Below are 17,885 nucleotides of genomic sequence, written 5' to 3'. Positions count from 1 at the left end.
CACTACCTCAGCCGTTGGGCCCTACTGTCGCAACGATGGTCACTTGCTTGTTGTCAGGGATTTCCTGGTAAGCCAACACATGCAAACCCGGGACTGCCAGTCGGCCGAATCGCGACAGCATCGCGCGAACCGGGCCGGCCACCAGCAGAATCACCGGCTGACCTTGCATTTCCTGACGCTGCGCCGCATCGATCAACGAGCGTTGCAGTTTTTCAGCCATGCTTGGCTCCAGCAGAACGCCCTCTTCCGAGCCTTGTCCTGCCTTCTGAAGACTATTGAGCAATATTTGTTCCAACCTTGGCTCCAAGGTGATAACTGGCAGCTCCGACTCAGTCCCCACAATGCTTTGGACGATTGCACGAGATACGCCGACGCGGACGGCGGCCACCAGCGCGGCAGTATCTTGACTCTTGGCGGCATTGTTCGCGATCGCCTCGGCGATGCTGCGAATGTCCCGTACGGGCACTTGTTCGGCCAGCAACGCCTGGAGCACCTTGAGTAGCTGCGACAACGAAACCACGCCGGGCACCAGCTCTTCCGCCAGTTTTGGCGAGCTTTTGGCCAGCAATTGCATGAGTTGCTGCACTTCTTCGTGGCCAATCAGCTCACTGGAGTGCTTGTACAGAATCTGGTTCAAATGGGTTGCCACTACCGTACTGGCATCGACCACGGTGTAACCGAGGGATTGTGCCTGTGCGCGCTGACTCACTTCGATCCAGACCGCCTCCAGCCCGAAAGCCGGATCTTTGGCGGTAATACCGTTGAGCGAACCGTAGACCTGACCAGGGTTGATCGCCAGCTCGCGGTCCGGATAAATCTCCGCTTCGGCCAGGATCACCCCCATCAGGGTGAGGCGATAGGCGCTCGGCGCGAGGTCGAGGTTGTCACGGATATGCACAGTCGGCATCAGGAAGCCCAGATCCTGGGACAGTTTTTTACGCACACCCTTGATCCGCGCCAGCAGCTGACCACCCTGATTGCGGTCCACCAGCGGAATCAGACGATAGCCGACTTCCAGGCCAATCATGTCGATCGGCGTCACATCGTCCCAGCCAAGCTCCTTGGTTTCCTGAGCGCGAGCCGGCGATGGCAGCAATTCCTGCTGACGCTTGACCTCTTGCAGGGCCTGAACCTTGACGATGTTCTGCTTCTTCCAGAACAGGTACGCGCCACCGGCCGCCAGGGCCGCCATGGTCAGAAAGGAAAAGTGCGGCATGCCGGGCACCAGGCCCATCACTGCCATCAGGCCCGCTGCCACGGCCAGCGCCTTGGGCGAGGCGAACATCTGGCGATTGATCTGTTTGCCCATGTCTTCCGAACCGGAAGCACGGGTCACCATGATCGCTGCAGCTGTAGATAACAACAGTGATGGCAATTGCGCCACCAAACCGTCACCGATGGTCAGCAACGCGTAAACCCTGCCCGCATCACCGAAGGTCATGCCGTGCTGGAAGATACCGACCGCCATGCCGCCGATCAGGTTGATGAACAGAATCAGCAAACCGGCGATGGCATCGCCACGCACGAACTTGCTGGCACCGTCCATGGAACCGTAGAACTCGGCTTCCTGGGCCACTTCCATCCGGCGCATCTTGGCCTGGTTCTGATCGATCAGGCCGGCGTTCAAATCGGCGTCGATCGCCATTTGTTTGCCGGGCATCGCATCGAGGGTGAAACGTGCGCTCACCTCGGAAATCCGCCCGGCACCCTTGGTTACCACGACGAAGTTGATGATCATCAAAATCGCGAAAACCACGATACCGACCACGTAGTTACCGCCGATCACCACCTCACCGAACGCCTGGATCACCTTACCGGCGGCGGCGTGGCCGTCCTGCCCGTGAAGCATCACCACTCGTGTGGAGGCCACGTTCAGCGCCAGTCGCAACAACGTTGCCACCAGCAGAATGGTCGGGAACACCGCGAAATCCAGCGGCCGCAACGCGTAGACGCAGACCAGCAGCACGACGATCGACAGCGCGATGTTGAACGTGAAGAACACGTCCAGCAGGAACGGCGGCACCGGCAGCATCATCATGGCCAGCATGACCAGCAGCAACAACGGCACGCCCAGATTGCCCCGACTTAAGTCGGCAACGTTTGTGCGGGCACTGTTGAGTAACTGAGAGCGATCCACCGGTTTTCCCCGTTCCTTTAAAGCAAACTTTTGACGCCTGAAGCAGACGCAGGGCGGCTACTGCAAGAAGCCTTCCAACTTTTGCCGGGAGCTTGGAACAGAGGGGTTTCTGGGGGGAGTTGTGTCGTCCGGGCTGACGCTTTCGCGGGCAAGCCTTGCTCCTACAGGACGGATGGCACAGATGTTTTTGTGGACGACGCAAACCCTGTAGGAGCGAGGCTTGCCCGCGAAGGCGTCGGCACGACTAGCGCAAACCTCAGGAATCGCGGCGCAGATCCGGTGGAATCGGCAAGTCATCCTTGAGCGGATCCGGCCGCTTGCCCTTGCCCGCGCGGTGCTGTCGGATCTGGTAGACGTAGGCCAATACCTGAGCGACGGCCAGATAAAGCCCGCCAGGAATTTCCTGCTCCAGCTCTGTGGAGTAATAGATCGAACGCGCCAGGGCCGGAGACTCCAGCAGCAGCACCTCGTTGGCCACGGCGATTTCACGGATTTTCAGGGCCAGGAAATCACTGCCCTTGGCAATCAGCATCGGCGCCGCGCCCTTGTCCGGGTCGTATTTGAGCGCCACGGCATAGTGAGTCGGGTTGGTAATGACCACATCGGCCTCGGGGATGGCCGCCATCATCCGGCGCTGGGACATCTCGCGCTGCAACTGGCGAATGCGCTGCTTGACCTCCGGCCTCCCCTCCTGATCCTTGTGTTCGTCGCGCACTTCCTGCTTGGTCATCAGCAGCTTCTTGTGGCTTTCCCAGAGCTGCACCGGCACGTCGACGGCAGCGATGATGATCAAGCCGCACGCCATCCACAGGGTGCTCCAGCCGACCACTTGCAGGCTGTGAATGATCGCCATTTCCAACGGCTCGTGCGCAATGCGCATCAGGTCGTCGATGTCGGAATTCAACACCGCCAACGCGACGAACAGCACAATGAAAAACTTCGCCAGGGCCTTGAGCAGCTCCACCAACGCCTTGGCCGAGAACATCCGCTTCAGCCCCGCACCGGGGTTCATGCGACTGAATTTCGGCGCCATCGAGCCTGCCGCGAACAACCAGCCACCGAGGGAAATCGGACCGAGAAATGCCGCCAGCAGCAAGGTGATCATCACCGGCTGAATCGCCAACAGGGCAATCTGCCCCGAGTGCAGGAGGAAGGTGCCCATGCTGCGCTGATCCAGAATCACTTCCCGCGACAGCGTGAAGTTCATGCGCATCAGCTCCATCATGTCCTGCGCCAAAGCCCCGCCGAAAATCAGCAGCGCACCGGCACCGGCAAGCATGATCGCCAAGGTGTTGAGCTCTTTGGAGCGCGCAATTTCGCCCTTGTCCCTGGAGTCCTTTTTACGTTTCTCCGTGGGGTCTTCTGTTTTGTCCTGACCGCTTTCGCTCTCAGCCATGACTCAGCGCGCCCGTACCAGTTCGCGCAACCACTGCAAGGCCTCGGTAGCCAGCGGTTGGTACTGATTGATGATGTCCGCCAGCCCGACCCAGACAATGAACAGCCCGAGCACCAGGGTCAGCGGGAAGCCGATGGAAAAGATGTTCAGTTGCGGCGCGGCGCGGGTCATCACGCCAAATGCAATGTTGACCACCAGCAGCGCGGTGATCGCCGGCAGCACCAGCAACAATGCCGCACCCAGCACCCAACCGAGCTTGCCGGCCAGGTCCCAGAATTGTGAAACCATAAAGCCGCTACCGACCGGGAGTGTGGTGAAACTTTCAGTGAGAATTTCGAAAACCACCAAGTGGCCATTCATGGCCAGGAACAACAGCGTCACCAGCATGGTGAAGAACTGCCCGATCACCGCCACCGACACGCCGTTGGTGGGGTCGACCATCGACGCGAAGCCCATGCCCATCTGAATCGAAACGATCTGCCCGGCGACCACGAAGGCTTGGAAGAACAGTTGCAGGGCGAACCCCATCACCGCGCCGATGAGGATCTGCTCGGCAATCAGCAGCAACCCGCTCAAGTCCAGCGCATTGACCGGCGGCATTGGCGGCAACCCGGGCGCAATCACGACCGTGATCGCGAGGGCGAAATACAGACGCACCCGCTGGGGCACCAGGGTCGTACCAAAAACCGGCATGACCATCAGCAAGCCACCGATGCGAAACAGGGGCAACATGAACGTCGCCACCCAGGTGCTGATCTGGGTATCGGTCAGCTGCAGCAGTGACTGCATGGCTTAGCCGATGACCCGAGGAATATTGCCGTACAACTGCAGGATGTATTCCATGAACGTCTGCACCAGCCACGGACCGGCAACGATCAGCGTCACCAGCATGACCAGCAGGCGCGGCAAGAAGCTCAGGGTTTGTTCGTTGATCTGCGTGGCCGCCTGGAACATCGCGACCAACAGGCCCACCAGCAGACTCGGAATCACCAGCACGGCGACCATCATGGTGGTCAGCCAGAGCGCTTCACGAAAGATGTCTACCGCGACTTCCGGCGTCATGGCGAAACACCGCCGAAGCTACTCGCCAATGTCCCGATGATCAGCGCCCAGCCATCCACCAGCACGAACAGCATGATCTTGAACGGCAGGGAAATGATCAGCGGCGAGAGCATCATCATACCCATGGCCATCAGCACACTGGCGACGACCAGGTCGATGATCAGGAACGGAATGAAGATCATGAAGCCGATCTGGAACGCGGTTTTCAGCTCGGACGTGACGAAGGCCGGCACCAGAATGGTCAGCGGCGCCTGATCCGGCGTGGCGATGTCCGTGCGCTTGGACAGGCGCATGAACAGCTCCAGATCGCTGCTGCGCGTCTGCGCCAGCATGAAGTCCTTGATCGGCACCTGAGCCTTGGCCACGGCATCCTGCGCGGTGAGTTTTTCCGCCAGATACGGCTGCAAGGCATCCTGGTTCACCCGGTCAAACACCGGCGCCATGATGAACAGGGTCAGAAACAGCGCCATGCCCGTGAGGATCTGGTTCGACGGCGTCTGCTGCAGGCCCAGGGCCTGACGCAGGATCGAGAAGACGATGATGATCCGCGTGAAACTGGTCATCAGCATGACGAACGCCGGAATGAAACTCAGCGCGGTCATGATCAGCAGGATTTGCAGGCTGACCGAATATTCCTGAGCGCCCTGTGCGTTGGTGCCCAGGGTGATCGCCGGGATCGACAACGGATCGGCGGCGAAGGCCAGCGGCGCGGCCAGCATCAGGGCCAGCGTCAAGATGATGCGTAGCGCACCCATTACTTCTTATCCTTCTGATCCTTGCCCATCAGTTCCATCAGGCGCAGGGCAAATTCCGGGGTCGCTTTCTCGGTGACCGGTACGTGCACCGGCTCCTTGAGCACATGCAGCGCGGTGATGGTGCCGGGGCTCAAACCGAGCAGGATCTGCTCATTGCCGACCTGCACCAGCATCAATCGGTCACGCGGACCCAGCGCCCGGGAACCGATCAACTCGATCACCTGCGCCTTGCCCGCAGGCCCGGCCTGCTGGACCCGGCGCAGAAGCCAGGCGAGGAAGAAGATCAACCCCAGCACCAGCAGCAGACCGAGCACCAATTGCGTCAACTGGCCCGCCACACCGCTACTGACAGCAGGTGCGGCAGCCACGGCAGCATTAGCAACCGGTTCGGCCGCCAACGCACTGAACGGCAAGGCCAGTAACAACCCCAAAAGCTTTTTCACTCAGCGCAGCTTCTTGATGCGTTCGCTTGGGCTGATCACGTCGGTCAGGCGGATGCCGAACTTCTCGTTGACCACCACCACTTCACCGTGAGCGATCAACGTACCGTTGACCAGCACGTCCAGCGGCTCACCGGCCAGGCGATCGAGCTCGATCACCGAACCCTGGTTGAGCTGCAGCAGGTTACGGATGTTGATGTCGGTGCTGCCGACTTCCATGGAAATCGACACCGGGATGTCGAGGATCACGTCCAGGTTCGGACCGTCCAGGGTTACCGGATCGTTGTTTTTCGGCACGCTGCCGAATTCTTCCATCGGCAAACGGTTCGACGACGAACCAGCAGCGTCAGCCGCCAGCAAGGCGTCAATGTCGTCCTGCCCGGCATCACCGGTTTCTTCCAGGGCCGCAGCCCATTCGTCAGCCAGCGCCTGGTCGTCCTGGGTATTCATATCGTCAGCCATCATGTGTCCTCGGCGGGCAACCCATCAGAGGGCAGCCGTCAGTTAAAAGCGAATATGTAGAGGCGCCGGTCAACGGCGCTCGATCGGCTCGATCACTTGCAACGCGAGGTTGCCTTTGTGCGAGCCCATCTTGACCTTGAACGCAGGCACGCCATTGGCGCGCATGATCATTTCTTCCGGCATTTCGACCGGGATAATGTCCCCCGGCTGCATGTGCAGAATGTCGCGCAGGCGCAACTGGCGACGGGCAACCGTAGCGCCGATCGGCACGTCGACGTCGAGCACGTCCTGGCGCAGGGCATTGACCCAACGCTCGTCCTGATCGTCGAGGTCCGACTGGAAGCCGGCGTCGAGCATTTCGCGTACCGGCTCGATCATCGAGTACGGCATGGTCACGTGCAGGTCGCCGCCACCGCCATCGAGTTCGATGTGGAAGGTCGACACCACAATGGCTTCGCTCGGGCCGACGATGTTGGCCATGGCCGGGTTCACTTCCGAGTTGATGTACTCGAAGTTCACTTCCATGATCGCCTGCCAGGCTTCCTTCAGATCGACGAAGGCCTGCTCCAGCACCATGCGCACCACACGCAGTTCGGTCGGGGTGAATTCACGCCCTTCGATCTTCGCGTGACGGCCGTCGCCGCCGAAGAAGTTGTCCACCAGTTTGAACACCAGTTTGGCGTCGAGGATGAACAGCGCCGTGCCGCGCAACGGTTTGATCTTGACCAGGTTGAGGCTGGTCGGCACGTACAGCGAGTGCACGTATTCGCCGAACTTCATCACCTGCACACCACCGACGGCAACGTCCGCCGAGCGGCGCAGCATGTTGAACATGCTGATGCGGGTGTAGCGGGCGAAACGCTCGTTGATCATTTCCAGGGTCGGCATGCGTCCACGGACGATGCGATCCTGGCTGGTCAGGTCGTAGCTTTTGACACTGCCGGGTTCGGCAGCGGTATCGGTCTGTACCAGACCATCGTCGACACCATGCAACAGCGCATCGATCTCATCCTGGGACAGCAGGTCCTGCACGGCCATGTCGTGTTCCTACTGCAGTACGAAATTAGTGAAAAGCAACTGTTCGATGACCACTTTGCCGAGCTCTTTCTGCGCCACTTCCTGGACGCTGGCCGTGGCTTTCTGGCGCAGCATTTCCTGACCGACCGGCGACGCCAGGGTCGCGAAATCCTGCCCGGAGAACAGCATGACAAGGTTGTTGCGGATGACCGGCATGTGGACTTTCAGGGCTTCAAGATCAGCCTGATTGCGGCCCTGCATGGTGATGCTCACCTGCATGAAGCGCTGGCGGCCGTTCTGGTTGTAGTTGGCCACGAAGGCCGGCGCCATTTGCTCGAAAACCGCTGGTTGCTTGCCGGCCGGGGCAGTTTCAACCACGGCGGCAGGCTTGCTCTGAGCGCTGTGCATGAAGAACCAGGTCGCTCCCACGGACAAGCCGATCGCCAGCAGCAGGGCCACCACGATCACAATGATCAGCTTGATTTTGCCTTTGGTTGCGGGGTCTTTTACTACTGCTTCGCTCTTCGCCATGCCAATAATCCGTCACTATTCGGGTTTTCACAGTCGCACGGCAAGGCAAGAGCAAGTGTTATGCCAGAAGTGTCGGGAGACAGGGGACGGCGGATGACGATTCACCACAAAACAAATGTGGGAGCGAGCCTGCTCGCGATTGCGGTGCAACAGTCGATGAAGATATTGACTGTCAGTGCCTCATTCGCCGGCAAGCCGGTCTCGCTCCCACAGGGTTTGGTGCCTGACTAATTCAGGCGTAGTAGTCGACGGCGCTGGAGCCGATGACACTGGTGGTGCTGGCCGCGACTTCGGCAACGGTCGGCGCGAGCTCTTCATCCACGCCATCGAGGCGACCACCGCTGGCGTTACTGCGCCCGCCCTGCCCCTGCTGAGCCTGTTGTTCCTGACCCTGCCCCTGCCAGCCACGCGACTGATCGGACACGTTGACATCGACCTGCCCCATGCCCTGCTGCGCGAACATGTCACGCAAGCGGTGCATCTGACCATCGAGCGCTTCGCGAACGCTTGGATGCGCGCTCATGAAGGTCACTTGGGTCTGCTGGTCCGGCACCATGTTCACCCGAATGTCGAGGCGCCCCAGTTCGGCCGGTTGCAACTGGATATCGGCCGCCTTGAGATTGGCGCTGGACAGGTACATGACCCGGTTCACGATTTCTTCGGTCCAGCCGCTTTGATTCATCGTGATCGGCTGATTCACCGGTACCGCGTTGGCGGTTTTCGGTGTAGCTGCCTGAGTCAGCGCCGCCAGACGGTTGGCGAAGTCGTCGACGCGGGTATCGCTGCTCGCCGATTTCAAGTCCTTGAGGCCGTCATCGATCAACCCACTGAAGGTTTTCTCACCGCCCTGGCTGGTACTGTCCTTGTCCGCCTGCACATCGAGCATGCCCGCCATGCCGGCGGCAAAGTTCTGTGCCGAGGTGGGTTCGCCATCAGCCTGGGCCTGAGCAGCCGTTGGCGCTGCCTTGGGTTGCGCCTGACTGGCAGCGGAAATATGACCGCCCTGTTCCATGGCCATACGCACGGCCGGCAGCGCATCCAGCGGATCGGCTTCAGGATCGAACGCGTCATCCGCCGGTGCGGCAACCTGTACCGCCGCCACTGGCGCAGCAACAGGAGGCGCCTGCACTTGCGGCTGCTCAGTGACCACCACTGGCGGTGCTTGCGGAACCGGAGCTGCCACCACGGCTTGCAACGCTGGCAGCAATGACGGATCGAGAGCCGGATCAACCGGCGCCGTGTCGACGACTACCGGGGTTTCTGCGGTATCCGCGGCAGCTGCGGCATCATCGCTGGCAGCCTTGTCGTCGTCCGGCGCCGGTTTATCGGCGGGCAAGGTTTTGCCGCTATCGGCAACCGTCGGTTCCGGGGCGGCAGCATTGTCGTTGCCGACGCTCTTTTTATCGGGGCTGTCCGGGGCTTTATCGCGCACCGGCTTCGGCGTTCCATCGGTGGCCGCCGAGGGCTTGTTCTGGGCTTGATTGGCGTAGACCTGAGCGAAGCTGGAGGCTTTGTCCCCGGGCTCAGCGGCCAGCGCCGGTGGATTGGCGGAGGCGGCTTGAGTCTTGGCCTGAGCGGCGGCCTGAAGAAGAATATTGGGGGTAACGGGCATGAAACGGTCTCCGCTGCACTGGGATCGTAGGTACAGTTGCGGAGATTGCTGCAAGGGTTGCGCCAGTTTTGTTCGAACGGTGCTAAAAACGCCGGACGGTCGCACTGCCAGCGAGAGAGCGCTGGCGCTCTGCTTCGTAGAGGGTGCGGATAATCGCGAATTCACTATCGATTTCGCTGATCAGTTTCTCGATGCCTTCCAGCGACTCCTGCTTGCTTCGCTGCTCAAGCTCATTGCACAACTGCGCAAGGCGAATGGCGCCCATGTTGCTGCAACTGCCCTTGAAACTGTGCGCAGTGGCACCGAGCGTCTCGGCATCGTCAGCCTTGTGCAGCTGACTCAAGCGCTCTATGGAATCGGCAAGAAAAGTACCCAGCAACATCGGATACTCATCCTCCATGACTTCTTGCAACGCGCTCAGCACGTCGCGATCCAGATGTGTGTCAGCCACTTGCTCACTCCTTGATCAAGAATGCGCGGATTATGCCAGAGCCTCCCAGAAAAATTCCACGCGGGCACTACGACCATCGTCGGACCAGTTGGCGTTACGGCTCAACTGGCGGATCAGACTGACCCCGCGTCCCGACAGACGGGCACCATCGAGGGGGCGCGCCATCACCCTGTCGACATCAAAACCCTTGCCACTGTCTTCGACACGAATCGTCAGGCAACCACCCTCGCCTTTGGGCGCGACCTGCAAATGCAGCCGCACATAGCCGTCCTGCAGCTCGTCCAGACGTGCATTGCGTTGTTGATAATAGCGGGCAAAACCCGAGGCATCGCGTTTCAGGCTTGAGTCCAGCCCCAGCACGCCGTGCTCCAGTGCATTGGAGTACAACTCCGCGAGCACACTGTAAAGCGCACCGCTCTGGGCGCGCAAACCATGCACTTCCAGCAGCAACTGCAAAAGATACGGCAATGGATTGAAGCGCTTGAGGGTGGCCGCACGAAACTCGAAACTCACCGACCAGTCCAGCGGGCAGGACTGACCGCTGTCGGAATACACCAGGGCCGGCGGACTCAGCTGCGCAGCCTCCACCAGGCTGACTTCGACCATGCTGACATCGTCGCGGGCCTCACCGCGAAAATCCCGCAGCGCCTGCTCGATCTCCTCGAACAGCTGATCGGGCCGACGATTGGCCGCAAACACCCGCTGCAATCGCTCGACGCCGAACAACTGCTCATTGGCATCGCACGTATCAATCACCCCGTCAGACAACAGGAACACCCGATCCCCGACCGCCATCGGAAACACTTCGGTGCGATCATCGAACGTCTGCGGGCTCAGCACGCCAAGCGGCAAATGCCGAGCCGTCAGCTGTGTGCGCTCGCCACTGGCGAAACTGTGTAGGTAACCGTCCGGCATCCCGCCGTTCCAGACCTCCACCGAGCGCCGCTGAAAACTCAGGCACAGCAGCGTCGCACAACAGAACATGTCCACCGGCAGGATGCGCTTGAGCTTGGCGTTCATCTCGCGCAGGGTTTCCGACAGGCCGTAACCCTTGGCAGTCATGCCGTAGAAGACCTCGGCCAGCGGCATCGCCCCGACGGCGGCCGGCAAGCCATGGCCGGTAAAATCGCCGAGCAGCACGTGCATGTCGCCGGCCGGCGTGAACGCCGCGAGCAGCAAATCACCATTGAACAGCGCATAAGGCGATTGCAGGTAGCGGATGTTGGGGGCGTTCAGGCAGCCGGAATGGGCGACCTTGTCGAACACGGCCTTGGCCACACGCTGCTCGTTGAGCAGGTAATCGTGGTGCCTGGCAATTTGGTCGCGCTGCTCCAGCACGGTGGCCTGCAACCGGCGCAAACGGTCCATTGCCTTGATTTTGGCGGCGAGGATCACCTGGTTGTAGGGTTTTGCCAGAAAGTCGTCACCGCCAGCCTCCAGACAGCGCGCCAAGGCTTCGCTTTCGCTCAGCGACGTCAGGAAGATGATCGGCACCAGGGTTTCCCCGGCCAGTGCCTTGATCTGCCGTGCTGCCTCGAAACCGTCCATCACCGGCATCATGGCGTCCATCAAGACCAGTTGCGGTCGTTGTAAGCGAAACGCTTCAACCGCTTCGGCACCGTTGGCCGCCGTCAGGACTTCATGACCCTGGCGACGGACGATACTCGACAGCAGCATGCGGTCGGCCGCGCTGTCTTCGGCAATCAGGATCGTCAGCGACTCGAGTGGCTGCACGTTGGTCAACTGATGTCGAACAGTTTGTCGAAGTTGGAGATGGCGAGAATCTTTCGAACATCCGAATTACTGTTGATCACCCGCACATCGGAATCGTCGCCACCCGCGTGATCGCGCAACAGCAACAACATGCCTAGCGCCGAACTATCAAGATAAGTGGCGTCTTTAAGATCTACGACTATGGAGTCGGGCTTCTTGTTGAGTCGCTCGTAGGACTCGCGAAACTCTTGATGCCGACCGAAATCGAATCGTCCTCTGATCGATATAGTCAGTTTTTGCCCATCCGGAGAGACTTCTGTAACGACTGACATTGAACGGCATCCTTGTCATTGGTGAACATACTTGTACAAGGTTTAGCACTTGACGGAGATGGGGGCAAGGCTGGAAAGGGGCGGAGTTTTTGAGGACGCCTTCGCGGGCAAGCCTCGCTCCTGCGGGATTTGTGCCGTTCACGAAATCATGGACGATGCGAAACCTGTAGGAGCGAGGCTTGCCCGCGAAAAACGATAACGCGGCCTGACTGATTCAGTACGGACTCTCACGCGGCAACCGCTGGGACAACTCGTCCATCAGCTTCTGTTCGCGCCTGTCTTCCAGCTGTCGCGCCTCGTCTGCGTAACGCTGAACCAGTTTGCGCAAGCCTTCGACCCGGGCAAATGCCTGCTGCCAGGTTTCCCGTGCCTTGTTCAGATTGTTCTGATGCCACGCCAGGCTTTGCCGCTGCTGATCGATGGCGGTGCCCAGTTGCGCGAGGAAGCCCTGATAACCCAGCAGCCACTGGCCCGAGACGCCGCTGCTGCCGCGCACGATCCATTGCTCCTGATAGTCGAGTCGAAAGGCTTCAAGGTCGGCGAGCTTGCTTTCTGCCACGCGAACCTGGCCCTGAAAATGGCCTAACCGCTGAGCGGCGGTTTTCTCGGCCTTTTCGGCCATTTCGACCACCGGCGCCAGACGCCCTGCCCGACTCTGGGCCATGATCGATTAACCGCCAGCCGCAGGCGCGAAGATCGAGCCCAGATAGGATTCGCTTTCGCCCAGGCTGATGCTGTCGTTCAACCCTTGGCGCAGGTATTTGGCCAGCTGCGGCTGCAGGGAAATCGCCAGGTCGGTCTCGCGATCACCGCCAGCGACGTAGGCGCCGACACTGATCAGATCGCGGCTCTGCTGATAGCGCGACCACAACTGCTTGAAATACTGGGCGCGGGCCATGTGTTCCGGCGACACCACCGACGGCATGACCCGGCTGATCGACGCTTCGATGTCGATGGCCGGGTAATGCCCTTCCTCAGCCAGACGTCGGGACAGGACGATGTGCCCGTCAAGCACACCCCGCGCCGAGTCGGCGATCGGATCCTGCTGGTCATCGCCTTCGGACAACACGGTATAAAACGCGGTGATCGAACCGCCGCCCTTTTCAGCGTTACCCGCCCGCTCCACCAGTTTCGGCAACTTGGCGAACACCGATGGCGGATAACCCTTGGTCGCCGGCGGCTCGCCAATGGCCAGGGCGATTTCCCGCTGGGCCTGGGCGAAACGAGTCAGCGAGTCCATCAGCAACAGGACATTCTTGCCCTTGTCGCGGAAATACTCGGCGATCCGCGTGCAATACATCGCGGCGCGCAGACGCATCAGCGGCGCATCGTCCGCCGGGGACGCCACGACCACCGAACGCTTGAGCCCTTCTTCACCGAGGATGTGCTCGATGAATTCCTTAACTTCTCGACCCCGTTCACCGATCAGCCCGACGACGATAATGTCGGCCTCGGTGAAGCGGGTCATCATGCCCAGCAGCACACTCTTGCCGACGCCGGTACCGGCGAACAGCCCGAGCCGCTGACCGCGACCGACCGTCAACAAACCGTTGATGGAACGAATGCCCACGTCCAGCGGCTCGCTGATCGGGTGACGCTTGAGCGGGTTGATCGTCGGGCCGTCCATCGGCACCCAGTCTTCAGCCTTCATGCCGCCCTTGCCGTCCAGCGCACGACCGGCGCCGTCGAGCACCCGTCCGAGCATGCTCATGCCCATCGGCAGACGACCGGTATCGGCCAACGGCACCACACGGGCGCCGGGCGCGATGCCGGCGACACTGCCGACCGGCATCAGAAAGACTTTGCTGCCGGAGAAGCCCATGACTTCGGCTTCGACCTGCACCGGATGGTAACTGTCGTCGTTGATGACCATGCAGCGGCTGCCCATGGCGGCGCGCAGGCCTTCAGCTTCGAGGGTCAGGCCGACCATGCGCAGCAAGCGGCCTTCGAGGATCGGTGCGCCGGCCAGCTCCGTTGCCTCGGCGTAACTGCCCAGGCGCTTGGCGAAGCTGGTGCGATCAAGGCGCATCGGGAACGTCCGGCTCGGCTTCGACCGCAGGTTTGGCCTCGATCGGCAGCTCCAGGCTCAGGTCCGGCGCGGCCGGGTGCAGGGCCTGCTCGTGCAACTGATCGAACAGCTTGTCCATGACTCGGGCGATGCGCGTTTCAACGGTGGCATCGATGCGACTGTGCTCCGTCTCGACCCGGCAACCACCAGGCAACAAGGCTTCGTCCTCGACGATGCGCCAGGTTTCTTCATGGCGCTCGCGCAGGGCTTTGACCTGTTCGAAATCCTGCGGATTGATGTACAGCCGCACATTGCCCACGCCCAGCGGCAACAGCTTGAGGGCGTCGCGCATGACGTGTTCGATCTGCGTCGAGTCGATGGCCAGCTCCCGCTGAATCACCTGCTTGGTGATGTGCTGAACGAGGTCGACCAGCGACTTTTCGATCTGGGTGTCTTGCTCGGCGATAGGCTCGAACAGGTTGGCCATCAGTTGCTCAAGCGCGGCGACTTTCGGCGCCAGGACCGCCTCTGCTTCCTGACGGACCTTGAGCGTGGTGCTGTGAAAACCTTCTTTCTCGCCCGTGGCGAAGCCTTCGTTGTAGGCCTCCTGGCGAATGCTTTCGAGTTCTTCGAGGGTCAGTGGCTGGACTTCTTCCAGCGGCACTTCCTCCATTTCCGGCGGCTCGGGCTCAGGTTCCGGCTCGGGCTCCGGTGCAGGCGGGTCGAAACTGGGCAGCGACCAGGTGTCGAAACCCGCGACGTCCTTGGCGCGGATCAGGTCGGTCTGGGACTCATCATGTTTGGACGACATAGTGACCTTAGATCATCTCTTCGCCGCCCTTCCCGCCGAGAACGATTTCTCCGGCTTCGGCCATACGGCGAGCAATGGTGAGGATTTCTTTCTGTGCGGTTTCCACGTCGCTGACGCGCACCGGGCCTTTGGCCTCGAGGTCGTCGCGCAACAGTTCGGCCGCCCGTTTGGACATGTTCTTGAAGATCTTTTCCTTGACGCCTTCGTCCGAGCCCTTGAGGGCCAGTACCAGTACATCGGAGGAGACTTCACGCAGCAACGCCTGAATCCCGCGGTCATCGACATCGGACAGGTTGTTGAACACGAACATGAGGTCTTCGATCTGACCGGACAGGTCTTCGTCGACTTCGCGGATCGAGTCCATCAGCTGACCTTCGATCGAGCTGTCGAGGAAGTTCATGATGTCGGCCGCACGCTTGATGCCACCCAGGGTGGTGCGCGAGGCATTCGAGTTGCCGGAGAACTGCTTCTCGAGAATCTGGTTGAGTTCTTTCAGTGCGGCTGGCTGCACCGTGTTCAGCGAGGAAACCCGCAGAATGATGTCCAGTCGCACCTTGTGGTCGAAGTTACCCAGCACTTCGCCGGCCTGGTCCGGGTCGAGATACGCCACGACGATCGCCTGGATCTGCGGGTGCTCGTAACGGATCACGTCGGCGACGGCGCGCGGTTCCATCCACTTCAGGCTGTCGAGGCCACTGGTGTTGCCGCCCAGCAGGATCCGGTCGATCAGGCCGTTGGCCTTGTCCTCGCCCAGCGCCTGAGTCAGCATTTTGCGCACGTAGTCGTCGGAGCCGACGCCCAGGCTGGTCTGATCGCCGACGATGTCGACGAACTCGCTCATCACCTGCTCGACCTGCTCGCGGTGCACGTTACCCATCTGCGCCATGGCCACACCCACACGCTGGACCTCTTTGGGCCCCATGTGGCGCAGCACCTGGGCGGCATCGGTAGAACCGAGAGACAGCAGCAGGATTGCGGCTTTATCGACCCGGGACAGTTTGGCGACGGCGGCTCGGTTATCACTCATCTGCGTTAATCCACTCTTTCACGACCTGGGCCACGCGACCCGGATCTTCTGCCACCAGACTCTTGATTGCGTTCAACTGTGCGTCATAGCCTTCGCTCGGGCTCGGCAGCAGGATGCTGGTCGGGCCGCCGAGGCTGACGCGATCGTTGGCCAGTTCGCCGTCCAGGCCGCCCATGCCACCGAGCTCCACGTCGCCGCCAAAACCGGCCAGCTGTTTGCCTTTGCCGCCATTGGTGATGTTGTTGAGCACCGGACGCAGCACACCGAACACCAGTATCAGGATGAACAAGACACCCAGCACTTGCTTGACGATGTCCCAGAACCACGGCTGGGAGTAGAACGGAATATCGGCAATCACTTCACCGCGCTCGGCGGAGAACGGCATGTTGATCACGCTGACGCTGTCGCCACGACTGGCGTCGAAACCGACGGCGTCCTGTACCAGACGGGTGAAGCGCGCCAATTCGTCGGCGCTCCACGGTGCACGGGTGGTTTCGCCGTTGGCTGCGTTGATCTTGACCTGATCGTCCACCACTACCGACACCGACAGGCGGTTCAAACGCCCTTGCTGTTGTTTGGTGTGGCTGATGGAACGGTCGAGCTCGAAGTTCTTGGTGGATTGTTGACGCTTGTCCGCCGGGTACGGTGCCAGCATCGGTTGGCCGGTGGCCGGGTCCATGATTTGCTGACCGTTGGCATCCAGCAGTGGCTGGCCTGGCTGCACCATGCCGGCCGACGCGGTAGCGCCACCGGTGGTTTGCGGCGCCGAGGCAGGCGATGGCGGCTGGTTGCTCAGAGCACCCGGTACGCCTTGCGGGCCATTGCTGGCGGTGCGTTGCTCGTTGACCGACTGCTCGCTGCGCAACGCCGGCTGATCCGGGTTGAATTGCTCGGAGGTCGACTCGACAGCACTGAAATCCACGTCCGCCGAGACTTCGGCTTTATAGCGGTCGTTGCCCAGCACCGGTTGCAGGATGTTGTGCACGCGCTGAGTGAGCATGCTTTCCATGCGACGGCTGTAATCGAATTGCTTGCCGGCCATGGTCAGCTCGGAGTTCTCCGCCTGATCCGAGAGCAGGTTGCCCTTCTGGTCGACGACGGTGATCTGCGATTTGCTGAGTTCTGGAACGCTGGTCGCGACCAGGTTGATGATCGCCACCACCTGACCCGGCTCCAGCGAGCGACCGGAATACAGCTCTACCAGCACCGAAGCGCTCGGCTTGCGCTCGTCACGTACGAACACCGAGCTTTTCGGAATCGCCAGGTGCACGCGGGCACCCTTGACGTTGTTCAGGCTGGAGATGGTCCGGGCCAGTTCGCCTTCGAGGCCGCGACGATAACGGGTCGCTTCCATGAACTGGCTGGTGCCGAGCCCCTGATCCTTGTCGAGAATCTCGAAACCGATGTTGCCGTCGCTGGGAGTGACACCAGCGCCCGCGAGCTTCAGTCGCGCACGGGACAGGTCATCGGCCTTGACCAGCAAGGCACCGGAGTTCGGTTCAACGGTATAGGGAATGTCTGCGGCAGCCAGGGTATCCATGACTTGCTTGGCGTCCATACCGGCAAGGCTGCCGTACAGAGGCCGGTAGTCCGGCTGTTGGGACCACAACACCACGGCGAAGCCAATCGCCACGCTCGCAGCCAGGCCGACCAACAGGCCCACCTGACGCAACATGGTCATCTCGGAGAGGTTTTCCAGGAAGGACAAGCCGAACAGCGGCGGTTTGCCGTCTATCGGTGTGGCCTTGGCCGGAACATTATCGGCGACTGCTTCTGCCATGACTCAATCTCGTCCTTAAACCGGCATCTGCATGATGTCTTGGTATGCCTGAACCAGCTTGTTACGCACTTGGGTCAACGCCTGGAAAGACACGCTGGCCTTCTGCGAGGAAATCATCACGTCCGTCAGGTCGACACCGCTCTTGCCGATCTCGAAGGCACTGGCCAACTGACTGGAAGCCTGCTGGGTGTCGCTCACTTTATTGACGGCCTGACCGAGCATGTCGGAAAAGCTGCTGCCGCTCAATTCAGGGACGGCGGCAGTCGATTTCGGCGCAGACATGGCATCCATTTGCATGGAACGCATGTCCAGCATCAACCGATTGAATTCAATACCTTGGCTCATGGTCTA

General features: G+C 60.7%; 19 protein-coding genes. All 19 read right to left on the bottom strand.

Annotated features, from left to right (window positions below):
• Nucleotides 1–7: 7 nt before the first annotated feature.
• Nucleotides 8–2,137 (bottom strand): flagellar biosynthesis protein FlhA, encoded by a 2,130-nt coding sequence (flhA, locus tag KGB27_RS11820; protein ID WP_008039816.1) that lies wholly within the window; start codon nt 2,135–2,137, stop codon nt 8–10.
• A gap of 256 nt (nt 2,138–2,393) precedes the next feature.
• Nucleotides 2,394–3,533: a flagellar biosynthesis protein FlhB gene (gene flhB, locus KGB27_RS11815; protein WP_192419620.1), complete on the bottom strand. Its 1,140-nt coding sequence runs from the start codon at nt 3,531–3,533 to the stop codon at nt 2,394–2,396.
• A 3-nt stretch (nt 3,534–3,536) separates the two neighbouring features.
• Complete coding sequence (gene fliR / locus KGB27_RS11810; protein ID WP_223554576.1) at nt 3,537–4,322, bottom strand: flagellar biosynthetic protein FliR; 786 nt, start codon at nt 4,320–4,322, stop codon at nt 3,537–3,539.
• 3 nt (nt 4,323–4,325) lie between these two features.
• A complete protein-coding gene (gene fliQ, locus KGB27_RS11805; protein WP_008024593.1) occupies nt 4,326–4,595 on the bottom strand; it encodes a flagellar biosynthesis protein FliQ in 270 nt (89 codons plus the stop codon).
• Nucleotides 4,592–5,350, bottom strand: a complete 759-nt coding sequence (gene fliP, locus KGB27_RS11800) for a flagellar type III secretion system pore protein FliP (protein WP_008039813.1) — start codon at nt 5,348–5,350, stop codon at nt 4,592–4,594. The genes fliQ and fliP overlap by 4 nt, the downstream gene beginning before the upstream one ends.
• A complete protein-coding gene (gene fliO, locus KGB27_RS11795; RefSeq protein ID WP_008039812.1) occupies nt 5,350–5,793 on the bottom strand; it encodes a flagellar biosynthetic protein FliO in 444 nt (147 codons plus the stop codon). The genes fliP and fliO overlap by 1 nt, the downstream gene beginning before the upstream one ends.
• A complete protein-coding gene (fliN, locus tag KGB27_RS11790; RefSeq protein ID WP_008039811.1) occupies nt 5,794–6,252 on the bottom strand; it encodes a flagellar motor switch protein FliN in 459 nt (152 codons plus the stop codon).
• A 69-nt stretch (nt 6,253–6,321) separates the two neighbouring features.
• Nucleotides 6,322–7,290, bottom strand: coding sequence for a flagellar motor switch protein FliM (gene fliM, locus KGB27_RS11785; RefSeq protein WP_008024584.1), 969 nt, complete (start codon nt 7,288–7,290; stop codon nt 6,322–6,324).
• A gap of 9 nt (nt 7,291–7,299) precedes the next feature.
• Nucleotides 7,300–7,800 (bottom strand): flagellar basal body-associated protein FliL, encoded by a 501-nt coding sequence (fliL, locus tag KGB27_RS11780; protein WP_008039807.1) that lies wholly within the window; start codon nt 7,798–7,800, stop codon nt 7,300–7,302.
• Nucleotides 7,801–8,032: 232 nt separating this feature from the next.
• Nucleotides 8,033–9,412, bottom strand: a complete 1,380-nt coding sequence (locus KGB27_RS11775; RefSeq protein ID WP_008039805.1) for a flagellar hook-length control protein FliK — start codon at nt 9,410–9,412, stop codon at nt 8,033–8,035.
• A gap of 82 nt (nt 9,413–9,494) precedes the next feature.
• Nucleotides 9,495–9,863 carry an Hpt domain-containing protein gene (locus KGB27_RS11770; protein WP_008039803.1) on the bottom strand — a complete coding sequence of 123 codons (369 nt, stop codon included), beginning with the start codon at nt 9,861–9,863 and terminating at the stop codon, nt 9,495–9,497.
• A gap of 30 nt (nt 9,864–9,893) precedes the next feature.
• A complete protein-coding gene (locus KGB27_RS11765; RefSeq protein WP_223554574.1) occupies nt 9,894–11,597 on the bottom strand; it encodes a SpoIIE family protein phosphatase in 1,704 nt (567 codons plus the stop codon).
• Between the two features lie 5 nt (nt 11,598–11,602).
• Nucleotides 11,603–11,908, bottom strand: coding sequence for an STAS domain-containing protein (locus tag KGB27_RS11760; RefSeq protein ID WP_008039800.1), 306 nt, complete (start codon nt 11,906–11,908; stop codon nt 11,603–11,605).
• Nucleotides 11,909–12,122: 214 nt separating this feature from the next.
• On the bottom strand, nt 12,123–12,572 hold the full coding sequence (gene fliJ / locus KGB27_RS11755) for a flagellar export protein FliJ (RefSeq protein WP_008024572.1): 450 nt from the start codon (nt 12,570–12,572) through the stop codon (nt 12,123–12,125).
• Nucleotides 12,573–12,578: 6 nt separating this feature from the next.
• Nucleotides 12,579–13,937 carry a flagellar protein export ATPase FliI gene (fliI, locus tag KGB27_RS11750; RefSeq protein WP_192226042.1) on the bottom strand — a complete coding sequence of 453 codons (1,359 nt, stop codon included), beginning with the start codon at nt 13,935–13,937 and terminating at the stop codon, nt 12,579–12,581.
• Nucleotides 13,927–14,727 carry a flagellar assembly protein FliH gene (fliH, locus tag KGB27_RS11745; protein ID WP_192226040.1) on the bottom strand — a complete coding sequence of 267 codons (801 nt, stop codon included), beginning with the start codon at nt 14,725–14,727 and terminating at the stop codon, nt 13,927–13,929. The genes fliI and fliH overlap by 11 nt, the downstream gene beginning before the upstream one ends.
• Before the next feature lie 7 nt (nt 14,728–14,734).
• Nucleotides 14,735–15,754 (bottom strand): flagellar motor switch protein FliG, encoded by a 1,020-nt coding sequence (gene fliG / locus KGB27_RS11740; RefSeq protein WP_003184041.1) that lies wholly within the window; start codon nt 15,752–15,754, stop codon nt 14,735–14,737.
• Nucleotides 15,747–17,534 (bottom strand): flagellar basal-body MS-ring/collar protein FliF, encoded by a 1,788-nt coding sequence (gene fliF / locus KGB27_RS11735; RefSeq protein ID WP_008044586.1) that lies wholly within the window; start codon nt 17,532–17,534, stop codon nt 15,747–15,749. The genes fliG and fliF overlap by 8 nt, the downstream gene beginning before the upstream one ends.
• A gap of 15 nt (nt 17,535–17,549) precedes the next feature.
• Complete coding sequence (gene fliE / locus KGB27_RS11730; protein ID WP_008044594.1) at nt 17,550–17,879, bottom strand: flagellar hook-basal body complex protein FliE; 330 nt, start codon at nt 17,877–17,879, stop codon at nt 17,550–17,552.
• Nucleotides 17,880–17,885 lie beyond the last annotated feature (6 nt).

Origin of the sequence: Pseudomonas sp. BF-R-01, from assembly GCF_019946615.1 — a bacterium.
Lineage (GTDB): Bacteria > Pseudomonadota > Gammaproteobacteria > Pseudomonadales > Pseudomonadaceae > Aquipseudomonas > Aquipseudomonas migulae.
Note: the sequence above shows the minus strand (reverse complement) of the source record. Positions and strands in the feature narration are given on the sequence as shown.